A 22,235-nucleotide genomic window follows, 5' to 3' on the forward strand; every position below is an offset into this window, starting at 1 on the left:
CGCCGCTACTGGTGCTTGTAGTGCTTGATGGACTGGTCCTTGGCCGCCGCGTCCGCGTAGCCCTGGATCTTCTTGATGGCCTCGGCCGGGGTCAGCCGCCCTGCCATCATCTCGCCGAGACCGGCGACACCGATCTGCTCCTTCTGCAGCTTCACGTACCAGTCCTGGAGCCGCGGGTTGACCACGTTGGTCCCGGCCTTCTCCAGGGCCGCGACACCGGACTTGAGGCCCGGCGTCAGCGTGATGCCGTCGGTGCCGCCGTTGTAGGCGGTCAGCGACTTCACCTGGCTGGTGAAGTTCTTCGACGAGGCCTCGCTGAGCATGATGCGCAGCTGCTCCATGCCGCCCTCGGGGTTGTTCGCCTTGGCCGGCACGATGAACGGCTCGCCGCCGGAGGCCCAGATGGTGCCGAACGGCATCTTGTCGGAGCTGTCCAGGCCGGTCGGGCCGCTGACGGCCAGGTTGAAGTCCTTCGGGATGACGTTCGCGGACTCGTTCTCCACCCAGGAACCGTTCGGGATGAAGAGCGCCTTGCCCTTGGCCCAGGCGGTCTGCGACTGGATGTGGTCGATGCCCGGGGTGCCCTGGAGGATGTAACCCTTCTTGTAGAGCTCGTAGTACGCCTCGAACGCGGACTTGACGGCCGGGTCCTTCCAGGCGTTGGGCTCCAGGTTGTCGATCTTGTCGAGAACCTCACGGCCACCGATCTTGGCGATGAAGGGGTAGAGCGAGAACGGCAGGTAGTACGGGTACTTGCCCGCGTACGTCCAGCCGGCCATGCCCTTCTTCTTCGCCTTCTCGCACAGCGCGAGCATCGCGTCCCAGGTCTCGGGGTACGTCGCGTCGAGCTTGTCGAGGGCGGTCTGCGAGTACCAGACGCCGTAGACGGTGTACGCGTAGTACATGATCCAGACCGGCGCGCCGTCGAACTGGCCCATCTCGACGATGCCGGGGCGCAGCGTGTCGCGGACCTTCTTCGACGGGTCGTCGATGGACGGAGCGTCGAGGAGCGGAGTCAGGTCGGTGAGCTGCTTCTTGCCGACGAGCACGCCCATGTCCATCTGCTGGGCGCCGGAGTTGTCGATCAGGTCCGGCGGGGTGCCGCCGTTGAACTTGGGCTGCAGTTCGGACTGGATCTTCTGGGTCGCATGGAAGTTGACCTTGGCCTTCGGGTAGGCCGTCTTGTACTGGGCGTTGGCGTCGATCGCGTACTTCGTACCGAATCCGCCGTCGAAGATGACGACGGCGAGCGGGGCCGTCTCGTTGACGCCCAGCGGGTTCTTCGCGGTCTTCTTGCCGGCCTTGGCCTTGTCACCGGAACCGCTGTCGCTGCTCGCACAAGCGGACAAAAAGCTCATCGTCGGTACGGAAATCAGGCCGAGCGCCGCGGACCGCTTGATCAGGTCACGGCGTCCGACACCCTCGGTGTTGCTGTTCTCGGCGGAAGTGGATCCCATGCTCAAGTCCTCGCCTTCTCCAGGACTCAGGCGGTGAACCGGATCCTCCCCGGCACCGCGGTTAGGTCAAGCTGGGGTCGTGCGTGAGGGATTCAGTCGGTCAACGCGGCGATCCCTGCCCGTCACACTGGCCGCCGACGCCCGATTCCCCCCGGGACGTGCCTGCCCGCGGCCGTCGATCGGCTGGGCGGGTGCCGACAGGTATAGTCCACTTCACGTCAACGGAGCAAGATCGAAAGCGGGTTTACCCGCGGGTCTTTTCCGAGTTGAGACCTCGCGGAAATGTGGCGCGTCCGCGACTTCCCCGCGGGAAGATCGACAGGGCACCAATCTCCCACCATGGGAGTAATGCGCAGCTCGTCGCACGATATTCACCCCGGACACCACACCCAACACCCTTGACACACTGACAACTTGACTCCCTACTGGTCCTTGCGCAGCAAATCTGACAACGTTGTCCAGGGCCAGGGAGGGTGCTCGCGCATGCAGCACAGAGCTCGGTACAGACGGAGTTCTTCGGCTCGACTCAGATGGAGTTCCTCAACGATAATGGGGGTGGTAGCGCTTTCTCTGGTAGTGGCCTCGCAGGGCACCGCGATTGCCCTTCCGGCCCAAACGGCGTCCACCGATCGCGAGTTCGCGTCCTCGTTCGAATCAGGCGATCCGGCACCGACCTGGCTCAACACGGTGGACACCGGAGCAGACGGGGCAAAGCGCGCGTCGGGCGTCGACGGCGGCTACAGCACCGGCATCCCGGGCAATGTCACCGACCACGTCACGGACGTCGGCGCGAGCGGCGAGAACACCGGCGCGGGCGAGGTGAAGGAGAACCTCGTCGACGGCGAGTCGAGCACCAAGTGGCTGACCTTCGAGCCGACCGGCTGGGCGGAGTTCGACTTCGACGCCCCGGTCAAGGTGGTCACGTACGCGCTGACGTCGGCCAACGACCACGACGAGCGCGACCCCCAGGACTGGACCCTCCAGGGCTCCACGGACGGCAAGGACTGGAAGAGCCTCGACACCCGTTCCGGTGAGTCCTTCGGCGAGCGGTTCCAGACGAAGTCGTACGACATCGCGAGCCCCGTCGAGTACCAGCACTTCCGGCTCGACGTCACCAAGAACAACGGCGGCGACATCCTCCAGCTCGCCGACGTCCAGTTCTCGACGGGCCAGAGCGACGATCCGACACCCAAGGACATGCTCTCGCTGGTGGACCGGGGCCCGAGCGGCTCCCCCACCGCGAAGGCCGGCGCGGGCTTCACTGGCAAGCGGGCCCTGCGCTACGCCGGTACGCACAAGGCGGACGGCCGGGCGTACTCGTACAACAAGGTCTTCGACGTCAACGTGGGCGTCGGGCGCGACACCGAGCTGTCGTACCGGATCTTCCCGTCGATGGCGGACGGTGACCGGGACTACGACGCCACGAACGTGTCGGTGGACCTGGCGTTCACGGACGGCACCTATCTGAGTGACCTGAACGCGGTCGACCAGCACGGGTTCGCGCTGACGCCGCAGGGACAGGGCGCGGCCAAGGTGCTGTACGTCAACCAGTGGAACAACGTCGCCTCGCGGATCGGTTCGGTCGCGGCCGGGAAGACCGTCGACCGGATACTCCTCGCGTACGACTCCCCCCAGGGGCCGGCGAAGTTCCGCGGCTGGCTGGACGACGTGGCGCTGAAGACCGTGGCCCCCGAGAAGCCCAAGGCGCATCTGGCCGACTACGCGCTGACGACCCGCGGCACCAACTCCAGCGGCGGCTTCTCTCGCGGCAACAACTTCCCGGCGACGGCTCTCCCCCACGGCTTCAACTTCTGGACGCCGGTCACCAACGCGAGCTCGCTGAGCTGGCTGTACGACTACGCGCGCGCCAACAACGCGGACAACCTGCCGACCATCCAGGCGTTCAGCGCGAGCCACGAGCCGAGCCCCTGGATGGGCGACCGGCAGACCTTCCAGGTGATGCCCTCGGCCGCCTCCGGCACCCCGGACACCGGCCGCACCGCCCGCGCACTCGCCTTCCGGCACGAGAACGAGACCGCGCGCCCGTACTACTACGGGGTGACCTTCGAGAACGGTCTCAAGGCGGAGATGGCGCCCACCGACCACGCGGCGGCCCTGCGCTTCACCTATCCGGGTGAGGACGCGAGTGTGCTCTTCGACAACGTGACCGAGCAGGCGGGCCTCACGCTGGACAAGGACAACGGGATCGTCACCGGGTACTCGGACGTGAAGTCCGGGCTGTCGACGGGCGCGACCAGGCTCTTCGTCTACGGGGTGTTCGACGCGCCGGTGACGGACGGCGGCTCGTCCGGCGTCAAGGGGTACCTGAAGTTCAAGCCCGGCGCCGACCACACGGTCACCCTGCGCCTGGCGACCTCTCTCATCAGCATCGACCAGGCGAAGGACAACCTGCGCCAGGAGATCCCCGACGGCACGTCGTTCGGGACGGTCAAGGAGCGGGCGCGCAAGACGTGGGACAAGCTGTTCGGCAGGGTCGAGGTCGAAGGCGCGACGCCGGACCAGCTGACCACGCTGTACTCCAGCATGTACCGGCTGTACCTTTACCCCAACTCGGGCTTCGAGAAGGTCGGTTCGAAGTACCAGTACGCCTCGCCGTTCTCAGCGATGCCCGGTCCTGACACCCCCACCCACACCGGCGCGAAGATCGTCGACGGCAAGGTGTACGTCAACAACGGCTTCTGGGACACCTATCGGACGACCTGGCCGGCGTACTCCTTCCTGACGCCCTCTCAGGCGGGCGAGATGGTCGACGGGTTCGTGCAGCAGTACAAGGACGGAGGCTGGACCTCACGCTGGTCCTCCCCCGGGTACGCGGACCTGATGACCGGGACCTCGTCGGACGTGGCGTTCGCGGACGCGTACGTCAAGGGCGTGAACTTCGACGCGGAGGCGGCGTACGACGCCGCCCTCAAGAACGCGACCGTCGTCCCGCCGGCCTCCGGCGTGGGCCGCAAGGGCATGTCGACCTCCCCCTTCCTCGGCTACACCAGCACCGACACCGGCGAGGGCCTGTCGTGGGCCATGGAGGGATACGTCAACGACTACGGCATCGCCGAGATGGGCCAGGCCCTCTACAAGAGGACCGGCAAGAAGCGCTACAAGGAGGAGTCCGCGTACTTCCTCAACCGGGCCCAGGACTATGTGAACCTCTTCGACTCGAAGGCCGGGTTCTTCCAGGGCCGCGACGCGCAGGGCAACTGGCGCCTCGACTCCTCGAAGTACGACCCGCGTGTGTGGGGCTACGACTACACCGAGACGAACGGCTGGGGGTACGCCTTCACCGCGCCGCAGGACTCACGGGGCCTCGCCAACCTGTACGGCGGCCAGAGCGGGCTGGCCCAGAAGCTCGACGCGTACTTCGCCACCCCCGAGACGGCCTCACCGGACTTCGTGGGCTCCTACGGTGGGGTCATCCATGAGATGACCGAGGCCCGTGACGTACGTATGGGCATGTACGGGCACTCCAACCAGGTGGCCCACCACGTGAACTACATGTACGACGCGGCGGGTCAGCCCTGGAAGACGCAGAAGAACATCCGCGAGGTCCTCTCCCGTCTCTACACCGGCAGCGAGATCGGGCAGGGCTACCACGGCGACGAGGACAACGGCGAGCAGTCCGCCTGGTACCTCTTCTCCTCGCTCGGCTTCTACCCGTTGGTGATGGGCAGCGGCGAATACGCCATCGGCTCCCCGCTGTTCACCAAGGCGACCGTCCACCTGGAGAACGGCAAGGACCTGGTCGTCAAGGCGCCGAGGAACAGCGCGAAGAACCTGTACGTGCAGGGCGTGACGTTCAACGGCAAGCGCTGGACGTCGACTTCGCTCCCCCACTCGCTCATCTCCCGTGGCGGTGTGCTGGAGTTCGACATGGGCTCCAAGCCTTCGTCGTGGGGCACGGGCAAGGACGCGGCGCCCGTGTCGATCACCGAGGACGACAAGGTGCCCACGCCCCGCGCGGACATCCTCAAGGGTGACGGCGCGCTCTTCGACAACACCTCGGCGACGGACGCCACGGTCACCTCGGTCGACCTGCCGACGTCCGCCGCGGCCAAGGGAGTTCAGTACACCCTGACCTCCTCCTCGGACCGCACCAAGGCGCCGGGCGGCTGGGTCCTGCAGGGCTCATCCGACGGCACCACGTGGACCGACCTCGACAAGCGCTCCGGCGAGTCCTTCACGTGGGACAAGCAGACCCGGGTGTTCTCGGTCGCGCATCCGGGCTCGTACACGCACTACCGCCTGGTCCTCGACAGCGAGGCGACGCTCGCGGAGGTGGAACTGCTGGGCTAGCACCCTCATGTGGGCGGGGCGGGCGCGGAGATCACTCTCCGCGCCCGCCCTGCTGTGCCCCCCGGGCTCAGCCGGCCTTGGGCAGCGTGTAGAACTCGTTCGGGTCGCCGGCGAGGGAGGCCTTAATACCGGCGCTCCACTCGTCGGCCAGGACCTCGAAACGGCCGGCCTCCACACCGTCGAGCGCGGTACGGACGACGTCCGCGGGGTCGGTCTTCTCGCCGTCGTAGTGCGCCATCATGTCGGTGTCGGCGGATCCCAGGTGCAGGCCGGTGACCTGGGTCCCCTGGCCGTGCAGTTCGAGGCGGACGGCGTTGGTCAGACTCCATTCGGCGGCCTTCGCGGCACCGTAGGCGTTGGAGTAGTCGTAGGAGAACCAGGACATGGCCGACAGGACGTTGAGGATGGCCCCACCGCCGCCCGCGGCCAGCACCGGAGCGAAGGCGCGGATCATGTCCAGCGTCCCGTAGAAGTGCGTGTCCATCTCCGTGCGGATCGCGTCGAGGTCGCCGGTCACGAGGTTCGCGTACGTGTTGCTGCCCGCGTTGTTGACCAGCAGAGTGACGTCCTGCGCGGTCGCCGCCGCGGCTGCGACCGACGCCGGGTCGGTGATGTCCAGCCGCAGCACCTCCACACCGGGGATGTCGACGAGTTCGGGGGTGCGCGCCGTGGCGTAGACCTTCGCCGCGCCCCGCTCCAGCAACTGCAGGGCGAAGTGACGGCCGATGCCGCGATTGGCGCCGGTGACGAGGGCGGTGGAACCGTGGATCTTCATGCTGACTCCCGTGAGGACTCCGTATCGGGCCGTTCGCGGGCTACGCTAAAACCTGACGTTGACGTCAGAGGCAAGTATGTGTGGCCCGGGTCACCCTCGGCCGGGGTCCGACCGATCCATGAGGAGGGGCGCCATGCGCATCGGGGAGCTGGCCGGCCGGGCGGGCGTGAGCGTGCGGGCGCTGCGCTACTACGAGGAGCAGAACCTGCTCACCTCCGAGCGCAGCCCCAGCGGGCAGCGGCACTATCCCGAGAGCGCGGTCGAGCGCGTCCAGTTGATCCAGCAGCTCTACGCCGCCGGGCTGGCGAGCAAGTCGATCGTGGGCCTGATGCCCTGCGTGGTGACCGGCGAGGTGACACCCGAGCTGCTCGAACGGCTTGAGGCCGAGCGGGATCGCATCGACGCGCAGATCAGCGGCCTCGCCCGGACCCGGGACAAGCTCGACGGCATCATCACCCTGGCCGACGCGTCCGCCCGCGCGGGCCGGCCCTGCCCCCACTGACGAGCGACAGGACCGGCCCTCCTGCGAAGGCCTCAGCTCACCGCGAGGGTGAACACATGCAGGTCGGCGTTGTCCGGCAGCTTGACGCTCCTGACGGTCTTGCCGGACGGGGCCTGGAAGGGCTTGGTGGCGAAGACGTACGTCGCCACCGGGTCCTTGTCGGCGCCCGCGACATTGCGGTACGCGGTCCTGGCGACGATCTCGTTGCCGTACTGGACGGTGCCACCTCCGCCGCCGACGGTCCAGTCGGTGAAGGAGAGGTCGACGGAGTCCGTGCTGCCGTCGGTGTAGGTGACGGTCGCGTGGGTCTGCTGGTTGCCGTTGACCGCGCTGCCGATGAAGGACAACCGGTCGGCCGGGTGGGCGAGTTCGATGGTCTGGGCGGTCGCCGAGGCGTTGTCGGGGCGACCGGCGGGCGAGTCGGGCCAGGTGTAGGTGAGGCCGTCCACGGTGCCCTGGGTGCCGGGGGTCAGGCCTCCGGCGGCGAGGGCCTGACGGGAGTAGCTCCAGCCGCCGCCGTCGTAGTCGGCCTCGTCGTGGTCGCCGGTGTCGTCGGAGACACCGGTGTTGTTGTAGGCGGCCAGGAGAGAGCCGGGCGCCGCGACGGTCAGGGCGACCGGCTGCTCGTACGAGGTGGCGGCCGACGTCACAGTGACCTTGACGTCGTAGAAACCCTGCTGGGCGGTGTCACCGGCGGACAGGGTGATCTCCTGAGTTCCGTCGGTCACGGTGCCCTCGGCGGGGGTCGCGGTCACTCCGGCCGGGGTGTCCACCTTGAAGCGGACCTCGGGGCCGGTGCCGCCGCTCAGCGCGAGGGCACGGATGTCGAGCTTCGTGCTGCCGCCGGGTGCGAGCGTCGCCGCGGTCGGGCCGACACCGATCTGGTACGGCTGCTCGCCCTCCCGGAAGGACGGCGGGGCGGCCGCCGGGTCACTGCCCCAGGTGCGGTTCGGGGTACCGGAGAGGGTGTAGTCGAGCGTCCCGCCGTCGCGGACGAAGGAGGCGGGCAGCCAAGGGCGTTCGCTGGTACGGCCGTCCACCTTCAGCGACTGCACGTACGGGGCGTCCGCGGCGGCGCCGTTCGCCCGGATCTCGATGTCGTTGCCGCCGGGCCGGTTGATCTCCACCCGCGTGAACAGCGGTGAGGCGAGGACGAGTTCGGCGCGGGAAGGAACCTGCGGATACATGCCGAGCGCGGAGAAGACGTACCAGGACGACATCTCCCCGAGGTCGTCGTTCCCGGGGATGCCGCCCGGCTGGGTGGACCACAGCCCGTTCATCGCGGCGCGGACGGTCTCCTGCGTCTTGTAGGGCGCGCCCGCGTAGGCGTACAGGTAGGGCACGTTGATCGACGGCTCGTTGTCCAGCTCCGACTTGTCGCCGCCGCTGCCCGAGAAGGCCCAGCTGCCGTCGGCGTTGTGGAAGAAGGCGTCGAGGCGGTCGAGTGCCTTGTCCCGGCCGCCCATCGCGGCGAAGAGCCCGGCCGGGTTGTGCTGCACCATCCAGGTGTACTGGGCGGCCGTACCCTCCACGAATCCGTTGCCGGTCGCCGGGGTGAAGCCGGTGACCCAGCTGCCGTCCGCCTTGCGGTTGGCGACGTAGCCACCGCTCGGGTCGGCCGCGATGTTGAAGTTGTTCTGCCACCACTGGGAGCGCCGGGCGAAGTCGGCGGCCGTCTGCTTCTTCCCCGCCGCCGTGGCGAGCTGGGAGAGCGCGAAGTCCGCGCCGGACATCTCGAGGGTCTCGGCGGCGCCGCCCCAGGCATTGGACACGGACGGCATGTAGTGCTGCTTGAGGTACTTGTCCAGCGACGGCCGCTGTCCGACGGACAGGACCGGCTTGCCCGAGGAGGAGAGGTCGCCCTCGGTCGGCACGGTCGCCGCCTCGACCAGCGAGTCCAGCGCGTCGCGCAGGTCGAAGTCGGTGCCGCCGAAGGCCCGGATGCCGGCGAGCGCGGTCGGGGACGGGTCGCCGTTCATGACGTGGGTGCCGCTCGCGCCGTGCAGCCAGCGGTCCCAGACGCCGCCGTTCTGCCGGGCGAGTTCGAGCAGCGACTGCGCGATGTCCGAGCCGGTGTCCGGGCTGAGCAGGGTCAGCAGCTGGACCTGGGAGCGGTAGACGTCCCAGCCGGAGAAGGTGCCGTACTGGGCCCGGTGGCCGCGCCCGACGACATGGACCTTGTCGTCGGGGCCCCGGTATCTGCGGTCGGCGTCACTGATGACGTTCGGGTGCAGAAGGGCGTGGTAGAGCGCGGTGTAGAAGGTGGTGCGGTCGGCCTCGCTGCCGCCGCCGACCCTGATCGCGCCGAGCTGGTCGCGCCAGGCGCGGTGGGCGGCGTCCTGGACCGAGGCGAAGGAGCGGGACGGCGGGTTCTCGGCCGCGAGGTTGGCGGCGGCGCCCGCCTGGCTGACGTACGAGATGCCGACCTTGACGTTCACGGGGTCGGTGCCGGGCTCGAACTCCACATAGCCGCCCGCGCCCTTGCCCGCGACGGGACGGCCGCCGCTGGCGAAGCCGCCGGTGCCGCCGCTCGCCTCCGTGGACCCCGGGCTCAGCTTGTCGTCCTGCCAGGTGCCGGTCGACTTGAAGTCGCGGTCGAAGCGGGCGGTGAAGTAGACCGTGTAGTAGGCGCGTTGGCCCTCGGGGTCGAGGTAGCCGCAGAAGTTCCCGGAGGTGACGGACCCGGAGACGGTACGGGTCCCCGGGTCGATCTTCAGAGTCGAATCGGTCGAACCGACCTCGGAGTTGGCGCTGCGGACCAGCAGTGAGGCGGGCTTGTCGGCGGGGAAGGTGAAGCGGCCCGAGCCGGTGCGCGCGGTCGCGGTGAGGTCAGCGGTGACGCCGGAGGCGAGGCCGACCTTGTAGTGGCCGGGCTCGGCGGTCTCGTCGGTGTGCGCGAAGTCGGCCGCGTACACCGCGTCCTTGGTGTCGCTCGCCGGGGAGGACGTGACCTCACCGGCGTACGGGAAGAAGGGGATGTCGCCGCTGCCGCCCGCGCAGCCCGTGCCGGACATGTGGGTGAGGCTGAAGCCCCTGACACGGGTGGCGTCGTACTGGTAACCGCCGGGCGCGGCCGTACGGGTGGCGTCGCCGCGGGTGTTCTCGGGGCTCCAGGAGAGCATGCCGAAGGGCACGACGGCGCCGGGGAAGACGTTTCCGCCGTTCTTGGTGCCGATGAGCGGGTCGACGTAGGTGGTGGGGTCCCGGACGAGGTCCGGTGGTGCGGTGGTGGCGGCTGCCGCGGGGGTGACGGCGGGGGTGATCCCGGCGGCCGCCAGGGCGACGGCGAGCAGGACGGATGACGGACGGAAACGCATGACGCGGCCCCTCCTCCTTCGGACGGGTCGCGCACCACAGGTCGCACAAGCCGCAGGGACAGTAACGTGCGCCACGGGTACCACGGAAGACCGCGTGCGGCCCACGGACGCGCTCGGCGCACACCCCTATGGCGCAACGCGCCCCCACTGGTCTCCCAACTCGCTTGACATCGTTGTCGATTGAGACGGTAGAGTCATGTACAGACCATCAGACAACGTTGTCGCACACCTCGGCCGCCACAAGCCACGCTCCCCCAAGCTCTCGGCTTCGCTCGAGCAGGGGGGACCACCACCCCGGGCAGCAACCCCCCTCGCCCGCCCGGGCTCGCGGACCGGGTGAGTTCCACACCACCCACCCGGTCCGCCCAGAGCCGGTCAACCCTGTCACGTTCATGACAGCTTCGGGCATGACGAACAGACCCTTCGCTCGATGTCGCGGGAATGTGAGGTGAGGCGGGAGCGAGTCCCGGCGGGTTCCGGTCCGCCACACGGGAGCGCTCCCACCTCATTCGGACGTTAGCGCGCACAACCACCTCTGTAAACGCATCACGTGTAAGCGCTTCACGCACGAGGGCCGCACCCCCTGACAACGGGTGCGGCCCTCGCCATGACTGAGAAACCACTCAGGTACCGATTTTCCTATGACTGAGAAACCACCTGAGTCGGTCACGTCACCGATGGTGGGGTGACGTCAGACAGTGCTGCCGAAGAAGCTCCCTCCCGTAGTCGTTGCCGTTGGGCGTGCGGATGACGGAGTGGACGTGCTTCCGGGTCGCGCCGCTGCCCCACCCCGAACTGCCCGTCTCCGACTGCGGCTTCATTGCCGCGCGCTCCCAGGTGTCCCCGGTGTCGCGCTCGGTCATCGTCGCCGGATCCCTTCGCCGTGGGCACGTCCGGGACGGATGGCTGGGCGCACACGACTCCGGGGAAGGAGCCTGAGGCGAACCTGGAGTGCAACGGAGGGAGGGCCTGGTCGACGACAACGAACCGCTCCCTTCCGGGCGCCGGGGCGGGCCGTTGTTCCGTCACCCGCGCTTGGCGCACACCTTGACCTGATGCCTGATCCAGCGCTTGCGAACGTATGTCGCCGCCGAAGGGAGTGTCAACAATTTCGTTGACCTTCATGGCTCACGCACAGGCCGCACAGGCAACACAGGTCGCCGAGGGGCGGCGCCAAGGGTGGTCGGGCTTCAGGCCGACGCGGGCGCCGGAGTGGGCGCCGGGTCCGGGGTCCTGGCGCTGTCGGCCGGGGGCAGTTCGAGCGTGAACTCCGTACGACCCGGGGCGCTCTCCACGCGGATGCGACCGCCGTGGGCGGCGGTGACCGCCTCGGCGATGGCGAGTCCGAGGCCGGAGCCGCCCTCAGTCGGGTTGCCGCGGGAGCGCGAGGCGTCGCCTCGGGTGAAGCGTTCGAAGACGGACGGGAGCAGGTGCTGCGGGATACCGGGGCCGTCGTCGCGCACGCGGATCGTGCAGGACGCGTCCGTGGCCTCCACCGAGGCGACCACGGTCGTACCAACAGGCGTATGCACACGGGCGTTGGCCAACAGGTTGGCCACCGCCTGGTGGAGCCGTGCCTCGTCGCCGACGACCAGGGCCGGGGAGTCCAGCAGCAGCGCCAGCTGCCAGTTGTGGGTGTCCCCGGCGGCCCGCGCGTCCCACACCGCCTCGGCGACCAGTGCCGCGAGGTCCACCTCGGCCGCGTGCAGAGGCCGGCCCTCGTCCAGCCGGGCGAGCAGCAGCAGGTCCTCGACGAGGCCGGTCATCCGGGCCGACTCGGCGGAGACCCGGCGCCAGGCCAGGGTCGGTTCGATCCACTCGGTGCCGCGGTTCATCAGTTCCGCGTATCCGGCGATGGAGGCGAGAGGTGTACGGAGTTCGTGGCTGGCGTCGGCGAGGAAGCGGCGCATGCGTTCCTCGCTGCGGCGCATCTCCTCCTCGCCGCGCCGGCGTTCGGCGAGCGAGGACTCCACGTGGTCAATCATGCGGTTGAGGGCGGCACCGACCTGGCCGGCCTCGCTGCCGGGGTCGGTGTCGCGTTCGGGGACGCGGGTCAGGGCGGTGACCTCGCCGTGGCCCAGCGGGGAGCGGGAGACCTCGACGGCGGTGGCGGCGACCCGCTCGAGGGGACGCAGTTGGCGCCGTATGACGACCGCGCACACGCAGCCCGCGGCGGTGAGGCCGATGGCGGCCACGACGGCCTCGACCGCGATCAGGCGACCGATCATGTCCTGTACGTCGGCCATGGGAAGCCCGGTAAGGACGGAGACGCCGTCGCCGCCGAGAGCGGTCACCCGGTAGCTGCCGAGGCCCGGGACGGTACGGGTGTGCAGGGAGCCGTCCGTGCTGATGCCGTCGAGTGCGGCGCGCTGGGCGGCGGTGAGAGTCCGCTGCCCGCCGTCGTGGGTGACGACCTCGGCGGCGAGGATCTTGCCGTCGTCGTCGAACCGGGCGGCGAGGGTGCCGACGGCCTGCCCCCGCTCGTTGAGGAACCCCGGGTCCGTGTCGTTGCCGGTGCGGCGCTGGAGCCCGCCCTGGCTGCGTTCGGCGGCGTCGCTGACGCGCTGGTCCAAGGTGCCGAGCAGATAGGAGCGTTGGGCGAAGACGGTGGTGAGGGCCATAGCGGCGCAGACGGCGACGAGGGTGGCGCTGACGAAGAGGAGCAGTCGCGTCCGCAGCGAACGCCCGGTGCGAGGGGAGCGTCCGAAGAGCCGGGTCCGTCGGGGGCTCATCTCCCGTCCTCCACCGGCCGGATCGCGTACCCCACCCCACACACGGTGTGGATCACCGACGCCCGCCCTTTGTCGATCTTCCGGCGCAGGCTCACGTGTTTCCTTAGATATCCGTAGTCGTTCGTCGTCTACCGGCGTCATGCCATGTGCCGGTTTCGCGTGAGTGTGTGCGGGTCGAATGCGTGACCCTTTCCCGGGACTGTCGTTGATCGGATGACAGCATCACGGATGGGGAGGGGGGTATCGGTGGGTCGGAAGCTGCCGCTTGCCGTGGGCGAGACCTCCCGCACTGCCTGCGCCCGAGGCCTGCTGCGCGGGGGCGTGGAGGAGAGGACCGACGAACTCCTGTCCGCCGCCGTGCTGGCAGAGCGTGTCGGCTGGGCTGCCGACCTGGTGTCCGGCATGGCCGCCTCGCTGCTGGCCGCCCGCTGGAACACCATCGACGTGGACGTATGGGCATCCGGTGAGGACGCGGGCGGCCGGAAGCTGCCGTCGAACGCCTGGATGACCCTGCGCCGACTCGGATGGACCGTCAGCCCGGCCGAGGGCATCCGTGTCAATGACCGCATCGTCCGCATGGCGCAGGAGCAGGCCGGGCGCACCCTGCGCTCGGCGAAGTGGGGCGCCGACCTCACCGCCGGAGTGCTGGCAACCTGGCCCGTCGATCCCGTGAACCGTACGTCTGAGGAATGGGACGTGGTACGCGAGGCGGTTCCCGGCGGGCGGTACGTGCCGTCCAGTGTCATCAAGGGCCGTACCCGGCAGATCGCCGCCTTCGAGCGTCAGTACAGCCGACTGCCGGCCGATGTGTTCGAGTTGGAAGCCGCGCCCAGCATCGCCCGGATGCTGCTGTGTCCGCCTGCGACGGACAACAGGCGGATAGGGCCGCCAGCCCGCCTCGGTGACGGCCACGGAGAGCAGTTCGGTGAGTGCGGGTTCGTCGTCGACGATCAGCACACGAACACGGTCCCCACGGATCCGCTCACCACGGAGGCGGTCCTCATGGAGGCGGTCCTCGTGGATCCGCTCGCCGCGCACGCGGTCGCCACGGACGTACTCGCCACCGTCACGATCGCCGGGGACGCGGTCGTCACCGGCGCGCTCGCCATGGACGGGCTCGCCGGAGGCGCGTGTGGCGCGGAGACGTTCGCTTCGGGTGCCAGACATATGACGATCCTGTCCCGGTTCGCTGGGAGAACCCTGTGTTCCGACTTTGCCGCAGCCGTGCGAAGGGCCTCCCGGGAAGACCCTGCGCTCCTCAACCCCCGTGACCGAAGGAGGCATTGGCACGCCCCGGCCACAGGAATCCCTTGAGCCCCTTCGTGCTCGGCCCGCACGCTGGTCCAGACCTCACCAGGTCTCTCAAGGGGAGGAAAGCCCACTGATGCGAAGACTCCACGTCCTCTGGGCCATGGCAGGCGCCGCCGCTCTGCTCGCGGGTGCGGTCGCGCCCTCGGCAGCGGCCCCGACCCCCTCGTCGAACCCCCCAAGGGGCGCGGCGCAGGGCAGTACCCGGACCGTCACTCTCATCACCGGAGACACGGTCTCCCTCACCGGCGACGCGGACGGAAAGTACGCCGTCGACGCCCGGCCCGGCAAGGGCCGCGAAGGCGTCAACTTCGTGACCACCGAGCAGAAGGGCGAGGTCAGCGTCACACCCGACGATGCGATCCCGCTCGTCCAGGCCGGCCGCCTCGACCCGGCCCTCTTCAACATCAGCCAACTCGTCGAGCAGGGGTACGCCGACGAGAAGACCGGTGCCATCCCGCTGATCGCCACCTATGCGAAGGGCGCCGAGACACCCGAGGGCGCGCGCCGGACGCGCGCCCTGCCCGGCATCGGCGGCGCCGCGCTGAGCGCGAAGAAGTCGACCGCTTCGACCACGTTCTGGGCGGACATCGCCCCGGCCCCCGGCACCTCCCCCACCGCGAAGGCCGCCCGGCAGCTCGGCGACGGCCTCGACAAGCTGTGGCTGGACGCCAAGGTCTCGGCGTCCCTCGACGTCAGCGTCCCGCAGATCGGCGCCCCCGACGTGTGGAAGGCCGGTTTCGACGGCAAGGGCGTCAAGATCGCCGTCCTGGACACCGGCGTGGACACCGGACACCCGGACCTCGCGGGCAGGATCGCGGAGTCCGAGAGCTTCGTACCCGACGAAGGGATACAGGACGGATTCGGCCATGGAACGCATGTGGCCTCCACCCTCGTCGGCTCGGGCGCGGCCTCCGGCGGCCGGTACAAGGGCGTGGCGCCGGGCGCGGAACTGGCGGTGGGCAAGGTCCTCGACGACACCGGACACGGCCAGGAGTCGTGGATCATCGCGGGCATGGAGTGGGCCGCCGACTCCGGCGCGAAGATCGTCTCCATGTCCCTGGGCGGTACGGCGTCCGGTCCCTCGGATCCGCTGAGCGAGACGGTGGACCGGCTCTCGGCGTCCACCGGAACCCTGTTCGTCATCGCGGCGGGCAACGCGGGCCCCACCGACCAGACCATCGGCACCCCGGGCATCGCGGACTCGGCGCTCACGGTCGGCGCGGTCGACAAGTCGGACCACCTGGCGTCCTTCTCCAGCCGTGGCCCGCGCCTGGGCGACTCGGCGGTCAAGCCGGAGATCACCGCCCCGGGCGTGAACATCACCGCGGCCCGCGCCTCCGGCACCACCATGGGCACGCCGGTCGACGACTACTACACCACCGCGAGCGGTACGTCGATGGCGACCCCGCACGTGGCAGGCGCGGCGGCGCTGGTGGCGCAGGCGCATCCGGACTGGACGGGCCAGCAGATCAAGGCGGATCTGGCGAGCACCGCCAAGACACAGTCGGACGCGGATGTCTTCCAGCAGGGCGACGGCCGGGTGGACGCCGTGCGGGCCGTCGAGCAGGGCGTCTTCGGCACCTCGATCCTGAGCTGCGGCACGTACGCCGACGGCGACACCGCGGTCGACAGCAGGGACATCACGTACACCAACACCACTGACAAGGATGTGGAGTTGACGCTCGCGTCGACCCTCTCCGAGGCGACCCCGGGCGCCGGCACCGTCACGGTACCGGCGCACGGCACCGCCACGGTCCCGGTCTCCATCGACCCGTCGAAGGACACGGACGGCCGGTACTCGGGCGACATCACGGCGCGCGCCGACGGCATCCTGGTCACCACGGGCATCGGCTTCGAGAAGGCGCCGAAGACGTACAACCTGAAGGTGCACCTGGTGGGCCGCGACGGGCAGCCGATCTCCGGGATAGGGCGGTACGCCCTGCAGGAGCTGAACGGCGCGATCCCCAATGAGTTCGGAAACCTGACCGCCGATTCGACCTGGCAGGTCCCGGCCGGCATGTACTCCATCGTCTCCTGGATCTACGACCGCGACGCGGGCGACATGCCCGTCGGTACTTCGGTCGTCGGCAACCCCGAGATCAAAGTCGACGGGGACACCGAGATCACTCTCGACGCTCGCAAGGCGGTGGAGATCAAGCCGAAGACCAAGGAGGACTCCGAGTTCAAGGGCTTCACCACCTCCTGGCACCGCGAGGGGCCGGGCAGCTCCTTCGGGATGTCCTACAGCCAGGGCTGGTGGAACAAACACGTCTATGTGGCGCCGCTCAAGAAGGTCACTCAGGGAAGTTTTGAGTTCTACTCCAAGTTCCGCCTGTACGCGAAGGAGTTGACGGCGAGCGTCGTCGGCCCGGAGAAACTGCCGCTGTCGATGTACTACTCGCAGACGTACAACGGCTTCCCGACGAAGATCAGCGGAGAGCACACGGTACGGGCGGTGGACGCGGGCGGCGGCACGGAGGCCGACTTCGCAGGGCTCGACGTCAAGGGCAAGGTCGCGGTGGTCGCGCTCGGCGCCACCGAGCGGTCGGACAGCGCCCTGGCCAACGCGACTGCAGCCGGGGCGAGTTACCTCATCACGTACCGCAAGACCCCCGGTTTCTGGCTCGAAGCCGTGGACCACGCGACCACCGTCCCGCTGATGATCGCCACCGGCGAGGAGGGCGCCAAGCTCACCAGCCTGCTGCAGACCGGCAAGAAGGTGACGCTGAAGCTGGGCGGTACGCCGGTCAGTCCGTACGTCTACAACACGCTGTTCGCGCAGAAGGACGCCATCTCCGCGAACCAGACGTACCACCTCGACAGCTCCAACACGGTCAAGCACACGGCCCGTTACTACGGGTCCCAGGCCGGCGCGATGGGCTACGACACCGCGTACTCGTTCCGCCCCTGGCAGATCTACGGCTTCGAAACCGGCGAGTACATGCGGCTCGGCACGGCGCGCACCGAGTACTACAACGTCGACCCCGACACCCGCACCTGGCACGTCGTCTACCCCGACTGGCGGGCGAACCAGGGCCAGTGGAGTCCCCTGCGGACCTTCAGCAAGGCGGGCACGGAACCCGCCGAGGACTGGCTGCGCCAGGTCGTCCGCCCGGCGAGCAGCGAGGAGTACGGCCCCTCCGTCCGCACCGGCGACAAACTCGCCTTGTCCGTACCGGAGTTGAGTGACTCCATGACCGGCCACTACGGGCACGTGGACGGTACGCAGGACACGGCGAAGGGCAAGCTGTACGCGGACGGGCAGTTGGTCGGCGACTCGGCGCTCGGTGGCTACGGCGCCTTCGACGTCCCGGCGGCGAAGACCTCGTACCGCTTCGTGCTCGACGCCCAGCGCAGGGCCGACTGGGCTCGGTACTCGACCAGCACACACACGGAGTGGTCCTTCGCCTCGGCGCACACCGACGCGGCGACGGCGCTGCCCCTGCTCTCCGTCGACTACGACCTGCACGGGCTCGATCTGCTCAACCGCGCCGAGGCCAAGAAGAAGATGAAGCTCGGACTCTCCGTCCGGGACCAGGCGGGGAGCGTCAAGGCCAGTTCACTGAAGGCCTGGGTGTCGTACGACGACGGCACGTCCTGGGAGGAGGTGAAGGTCCGCCAAGGCCGGGCGAAGATCAAGCATCCGAAGGGAGCGGAGTTCGTGTCGCTGCGGGTAGTGGCCTCCGACGCCGCCGGAAACCAGGTCGACCAGACCGTGCTGCGGGCGTATGGCCTGAAGTAGGCCTGTAACAGGACCACTGCTCACAGCGGTGCAACAGGCTTAACAAAGATCCTCTACCGTGCCGGGCCATGGCGAACACGGCTTATGAACCGGCACTCGGACGGACCCCTGTCGCGAGCCCCTGGGCCGCGGTGGGGGTTTCCGCCTTCGACGAACGCCTCTATCGGGCGGTCCTGCACCAGCCCGACGCGGGTACGGCGGGCTGGGCTCTGCTGACCGGCGGCTCCCGGTCCCAGGTCCGGGACGCCTGCGAACGACTGCTGGCCCTGGGTCTGCTGCAGCCGCCGGACTCGGTCGGCGGACTGCGGGCCGTCGACCCACGGGTGGCGATCCGTGCCCTGATCCGGCGCCGCGAGACCGAGTCCGAGCTGCTGGCCGCCACCGCGCAGGAGATGTCCACGGCGTACGACGCGGGGCAGCTGCGCGAACGGCCCGCCCGGCTGGTCGAGGTGGTGGACGGCGAGGGCGCCAACGCCGCGCGCCTGGAGGAGCTGTACGCCCGCGCCGAACACGAGGTGTGTCTCTTCGATTCCCCGCCCTATCTCGCCCCGCGCACCCCGCAGTTGGACCTGCAGGCCGATCTGCTGAGCCGCGGCGTGTCCTACCGCGCGGTCTACGCGGCCACCGCACTGGAGGATCCGGACGTCCTGTGGCACGCGTTACGGATGGTCGAACTCGGCGAACAGGCACGGGTGTTGCCCACCGTGCCGGTGAAGCTGCTGGTGGTCGATGGGCATACCGCGATGCTGCCGCTCACCGCCGCGGACGCGGGCGGCTACTGCGCGGTCCTCATACGGCACTCGGCGGTCACCGAGGCCCTGCAGAAGCTGTTCGAGCTGGCCTGGCAGCAGGCGACGCCGCTCGGCCGGCCGACCGCCGACGGTGAACTCACCGAGGGGGAGCGGACGTTGACCCGGCTGCTGGCCGCCGGGATGAAGGACGAGGCGGTCGCCCGTCACCTGGGGGTGAGCCTGCGGACACTGCGCCGCCGGGTGAGTGATCTGCAGGAGCGGCTGGGCGCGGCCAGCCGTTTCCAGCTGGGGATGCGGGCGGCGCAGCGCGGCTGGGTGTAGGTGCGCGGACATGCCGTGGCATGCGAAGGGCCGCACCCCTCCGAAGAGGAGTGCGGCCCGGCCGCCGTACCGGATCGCCTACTTGCGGATCAGGTTGCGCAGCACGTACTGCATGATGCCGCCGTTGCGGTAGTAGTCCGCCTCGCCGGGGGTGTCGATGCGGACGACCGCGTCGAACTCGACGCCGGTGTCGGTGGTGACCTTCACCGTGCGCGGGGTGGTGCCGTTGTTGAGCTCCTCGACGCCGGTGAAGGAGAAGGTCTCCTCGCCGGTGAGGCCGAGGGTCTCGGCGTTGGTGCCCTCCGGGAACTGGAGCGGCAGGACGCCCATGCCGATGAGGTTCGAGCGGTGGATGCGCTCGTACGACTCGGCGATGACGGCCTTGACACCGAGGAGCGCGGTGCCCTTGGCGGCCCAGTCGCGGGACGAACCGGAGCCGTACTCCTTGCCGGCCAGGATGACCAGCGGGGTGCCCTGCTCGATGTAGTTGCGCGAGGCGTCGTAGATGAACGCGACGGGCGCGCCCTCGACGGTGAAGTCGCGGGTGTAGCCGCCCTCGGTGCCCGGCGCGATCTGGTTGCGCAGGCGGATGTTGGCGAACGTGCCGCGGATCATGACCTCGTGGTTGCCTCGGCGCGAGCCGTAGGAGTTGAAGTCACGACGCTCCACACCGTGCTCGGTGAGGTACTTGCCGGCCGGGGTGTCGGCCTTGATGGCGCCGGCGGGCGAGATGTGGTCCGTCGTCACCGAGTCGCCCAGCTTGGCCAGCACACGGGCACCGACGATGTCGGTGACCGGGGACGGCTCGTGCGCCATGCCCTCGAAGTACGGGGGCTTGCGGACGTAGGTGGACTGCGGGTCCCACTCGAAGGTGTTGCCGGTCGGGATCGGCAGCGCCTGCCACTGGGCGTCGCCCGCGAAGACGTCCTGGTAGGACTTGTTGAACATGTCCTCGCCGATGGCGTTCGCCACGACGTCGTTGACCTCGGCCTCGGAGGGCCAGATGTCGGCCAGGTAGACCGGCTTGCCGTCCTGGTCGATGCCCAGCGCGTCCTTGGTGATGTCCACCTTCATGGAGCCCGCGAGGGCGTACGCGACGACCAGCGGCGGGGAGGCCAGGTAGTTCATCTTGACGTCGGGGTTGATACGGCCCTCGAAGTTCCGGTTGCCGGAGAGGACCGAGGTGACGGCGAGGTCGTGGTCGTTGACGGCCTTGGAGACCTCCTCCGGCAGCGGGCCGGAGTTGCCGATGCAGGTGGTGCAGCCGTAGCCGACGAGGTTGAAGCCGACCTTGTCGAGGTAGGGGGTGAGCCCCGCCTTGTCGAAGTAGTCGGTGACGACCTTGGAGCCCGGGGCGAGGGTGGTCTTGACCCACGGCTTGCGGGTCAGGCCCTTCTCGACCGCCTTCTTGGCCACCAGCGCGGCGGCGACCATGACGTACGGGTTCGAGGTGTTGGTGCAGGAGGTGATGGCCGCGACCGTCACCGCGCCGTGGTCGATCTCGTAGGTCGAGCCGTCGGGGGCGGTGACCGTGGTCGGACGGGTCGGTACGCCGTTGGCGGTGGCCGGGGAGTCGGAGGCCGGGAAGGACTCCTTGCCCGCCTCGTCGTCCTCGTCGACGTAGTTGCGCACGTCCTGCGCGAACTGCTGCGCGGCGCCTGCCAGGATGATCCGGTCCTGCGGGCGCTTCGGGCCGGCGATCGAGGGGACGACCGTGGAGAGGTCGAGCTCCAGCTTCTCGGAGAAGTCGGGCTCGGCGGCCGGGTCGAGCCAGAGGCCCTGCTCCTTGGCGTACGCCTCGACGAGCGCGAGCTGCTGCTCGCTGCGGCCGGTCAGCTTGAGGTACTTGATCGTTTCCGCGTCGATCGGGAAGATCGCGGCCGTCGAGCCGAACTCCGGCGACATGTTGCCGATGGTGGCGCGGTTGGCCAGCGAGGTGGCGGCGACGCCCTCGCCGTAGAACTCGACGAACTTGCCGACGACGCCGTGCTTGCGCAGCATCTCGGTGATCGTGAGCACGAGGTCGGTGGCGGTGGTGCCCGGGGTGAGTTCACCGGTCAGCTTGAAGCCGACGACGCGCGGGATGAGCATGGAGACCGGCTGGCCGAGCATCGCGGCCTCGGCCTCGATGCCGCCGACGCCCCAGCCGAGCACACCGAGGCCGTTGACCATGGTGGTGTGCGAGTCGGTGCCGACGAGCGTGTCGGGGTACGCCTGGCCGTTACGGACCATGACCGTGCGCGCCAGGTGCTCGATGTTCACCTGGTGGACGATGCCGGTGCCCGGCGGGACGACCTTGAACTCGTCGAAGGCGGTCTGGCCCCAGCGCAGGAACTGGTAGCGCTCCTTGTTGCGGCCGTACTCCAGCTCGACGTTCTGCGCGAACGCGTCGTTCGTGCCGAACTTGTCGGCGATGACGGAGTGGTCGATGACCAGCTCGGCCGGGGCCAGCGGGTTGATCTTCGCCGGGTCGCCGCCGAGTTCCTTGACGGCCTCACGCATGGTGGCGAGGTCGACCACACAGGGCACGCCGGTGAAGTCCTGCATGATCACGCGGGCGGGCGTGAACTGGATCTCCTGGCTGGGCTGCGCCTGGGAGTCCCAGTTGCCGATGGACCGGATGTGGTCGGCGGTGATGTTCGCGCCGTCCTCGGTGCGGAGCAGGTTCTCCAGCAGCACCTTCAGGCTGTACGGAAGGCGAGCCGAGCCTTCCACCTTGTCCAGCCGGAAGATCTCGTACGACTCGTCGCCCACCTGCAGCGTGCTGCGGGCGTCGAAGCTGTTCGCCGACACGACAGTCTCCTTCATTGATGTGCGCGTTCCCACCGCATCCTGCCGCCACGACGTCTTGGCCGATCCGCTAAGGTAAGGCTAAGTTAGGTAAGCCTTACCGGGGTGGCGGCTGCGGTGCACCTCGGCAGATATCTCGATGTCGAGATAACTCTAGTACATGGGCGCCCACTGGTCATGCCCGGCATGCTGTCGACGCGCCCTCGGCCGAGCTTCGCGAGGACA

Annotated in this window: 10 protein-coding genes and 1 pseudogene; 4 read left to right on the forward strand and 7 right to left on the reverse strand. The window is 68.9% G+C overall.

The features are described from left to right. Nucleotides 1-5: 5 nt before the first annotated feature. Complete coding sequence (gene ngcE, locus SMIR_RS07545; RefSeq protein ID WP_212726791.1) at nucleotides 6-1,457, reverse strand: N-acetylglucosamine/diacetylchitobiose ABC transporter substrate-binding protein; 1,452 nt, start codon at nucleotides 1,455-1,457, stop codon at nucleotides 6-8. A gap of 549 nt (nucleotides 1,458-2,006) precedes the next feature. Here ngcE and SMIR_RS07550 point away from each other — a divergent pair. Further along, nucleotides 2,007-5,768: a GH92 family glycosyl hydrolase gene (locus SMIR_RS07550; protein WP_248003170.1), complete on the forward strand. Its 3,762-nt coding sequence runs from the start codon at nucleotides 2,007-2,009 to the stop codon at nucleotides 5,766-5,768. Nucleotides 5,769-5,835: 67 nt separating this feature from the next. On the opposite strand, the gene SMIR_RS07555 is transcribed toward SMIR_RS07550, so the two are convergent. After that, nucleotides 5,836-6,543, reverse strand: coding sequence for an SDR family oxidoreductase (locus SMIR_RS07555; protein ID WP_212726792.1), 708 nt, complete (start codon nucleotides 6,541-6,543; stop codon nucleotides 5,836-5,838). Between the two features lie 133 nt (nucleotides 6,544-6,676). On the opposite strand from SMIR_RS07555, the gene SMIR_RS07560 reads away from it, so the two are divergent. After that, nucleotides 6,677-7,045 (forward strand): MerR family transcriptional regulator, encoded by a 369-nt coding sequence (locus SMIR_RS07560; protein WP_168496602.1) that lies wholly within the window; start codon nucleotides 6,677-6,679, stop codon nucleotides 7,043-7,045. Between the two features lie 32 nt (nucleotides 7,046-7,077). Here the strand turns inward: SMIR_RS07560 and SMIR_RS07565 are convergent, their stop codons facing one another. The 4 genes and pseudogenes from SMIR_RS07565 to SMIR_RS43400 form a co-directional block, all read right to left on the reverse strand. Continuing rightward, nucleotides 7,078-10,362, reverse strand: coding sequence for a glycoside hydrolase family 92 protein (locus SMIR_RS07565; RefSeq protein WP_212726793.1), 3,285 nt, complete (start codon nucleotides 10,360-10,362; stop codon nucleotides 7,078-7,080). A 671-nt stretch (nucleotides 10,363-11,033) separates the two neighbouring features. Beyond that, a complete protein-coding gene (locus SMIR_RS07570; protein WP_211119130.1) occupies nucleotides 11,034-11,225 on the reverse strand; it encodes a hypothetical protein in 192 nt (63 codons plus the stop codon). Nucleotides 11,226-11,552: 327 nt separating this feature from the next. Continuing rightward, on the reverse strand, nucleotides 11,553-13,094 hold the full coding sequence (locus SMIR_RS07575) for a sensor histidine kinase (RefSeq protein WP_168496599.1): 1,542 nt from the start codon (nucleotides 13,092-13,094) through the stop codon (nucleotides 11,553-11,555). Nucleotides 13,095-13,970: 876 nt separating this feature from the next. Continuing rightward, nucleotides 13,971-14,051, reverse strand: a pseudogene (locus SMIR_RS43400) (DNA-binding response regulator); the annotation flags it as partial. 427 nt (nucleotides 14,052-14,478) lie between these two features. On the opposite strand from SMIR_RS43400, the gene SMIR_RS07590 reads away from it, so the two are divergent. Then, a complete protein-coding gene (locus tag SMIR_RS07590; RefSeq protein WP_212726795.1) occupies nucleotides 14,479-18,147 on the forward strand; it encodes a S8 family serine peptidase in 3,669 nt (1,222 codons plus the stop codon). 68 nt (nucleotides 18,148-18,215) lie between these two features. Beyond that, nucleotides 18,216-19,220, forward strand: coding sequence for a helix-turn-helix transcriptional regulator (locus SMIR_RS07595; protein WP_168496593.1), 1,005 nt, complete (start codon nucleotides 18,216-18,218; stop codon nucleotides 19,218-19,220). A gap of 78 nt (nucleotides 19,221-19,298) precedes the next feature. On the opposite strand, the gene acnA is transcribed toward SMIR_RS07595, so the two are convergent. Beyond that, a complete protein-coding gene (gene acnA / locus SMIR_RS07600) occupies nucleotides 19,299-22,013 on the reverse strand; it encodes an aconitate hydratase AcnA (protein ID WP_168496591.1) in 2,715 nt (904 codons plus the stop codon). Nucleotides 22,014-22,235 lie beyond the last annotated feature (222 nt).

The sequence above is a fragment of the Streptomyces mirabilis genome, assembly GCF_018310535.1.
GTDB lineage: Bacteria > Actinomycetota > Actinomycetes > Streptomycetales > Streptomycetaceae > Streptomyces.

What these genes read in the sequence shown, in the direction of transcription:
- SMIR_RS07570 (WP_211119130.1), bottom strand. Translation starts at nt 11,225, where the DNA reads ATGACCGAGCGCGACACCGGGGACACCTGGGAGCGCGCGGCAATGAAG.
- SMIR_RS07565 (WP_212726793.1), bottom strand. Translation starts at nt 10,362, where the DNA reads ATGCGTTTCCGTCCGTCATCCGTCCTGCTCGCCGTCGCCCTGGCGGCC.
- SMIR_RS07560 (WP_168496602.1), top strand. Translation starts at nt 6,677, where the DNA reads ATGCGCATCGGGGAGCTGGCCGGCCGGGCGGGCGTGAGCGTGCGGGCG.
- SMIR_RS07550 (WP_248003170.1), top strand. Translation starts at nt 2,007, where the DNA reads ATGGGGGTGGTAGCGCTTTCTCTGGTAGTGGCCTCGCAGGGCACCGCG.
- ngcE (WP_212726791.1), bottom strand. Translation starts at nt 1,457, where the DNA reads ATGGGATCCACTTCCGCCGAGAACAGCAACACCGAGGGTGTCGGACGC.
- SMIR_RS07575 (WP_168496599.1), bottom strand. Translation starts at nt 13,094, where the DNA reads ATGAGCCCCCGACGGACCCGGCTCTTCGGACGCTCCCCTCGCACCGGG.
- SMIR_RS07595 (WP_168496593.1), top strand. Translation starts at nt 18,216, where the DNA reads ATGGCGAACACGGCTTATGAACCGGCACTCGGACGGACCCCTGTCGCG.
- SMIR_RS07555 (WP_212726792.1), bottom strand. Translation starts at nt 6,543, where the DNA reads ATGAAGATCCACGGTTCCACCGCCCTCGTCACCGGCGCCAATCGCGGC.
- SMIR_RS07590 (WP_212726795.1), top strand. Translation starts at nt 14,479, where the DNA reads ATGCGAAGACTCCACGTCCTCTGGGCCATGGCAGGCGCCGCCGCTCTG.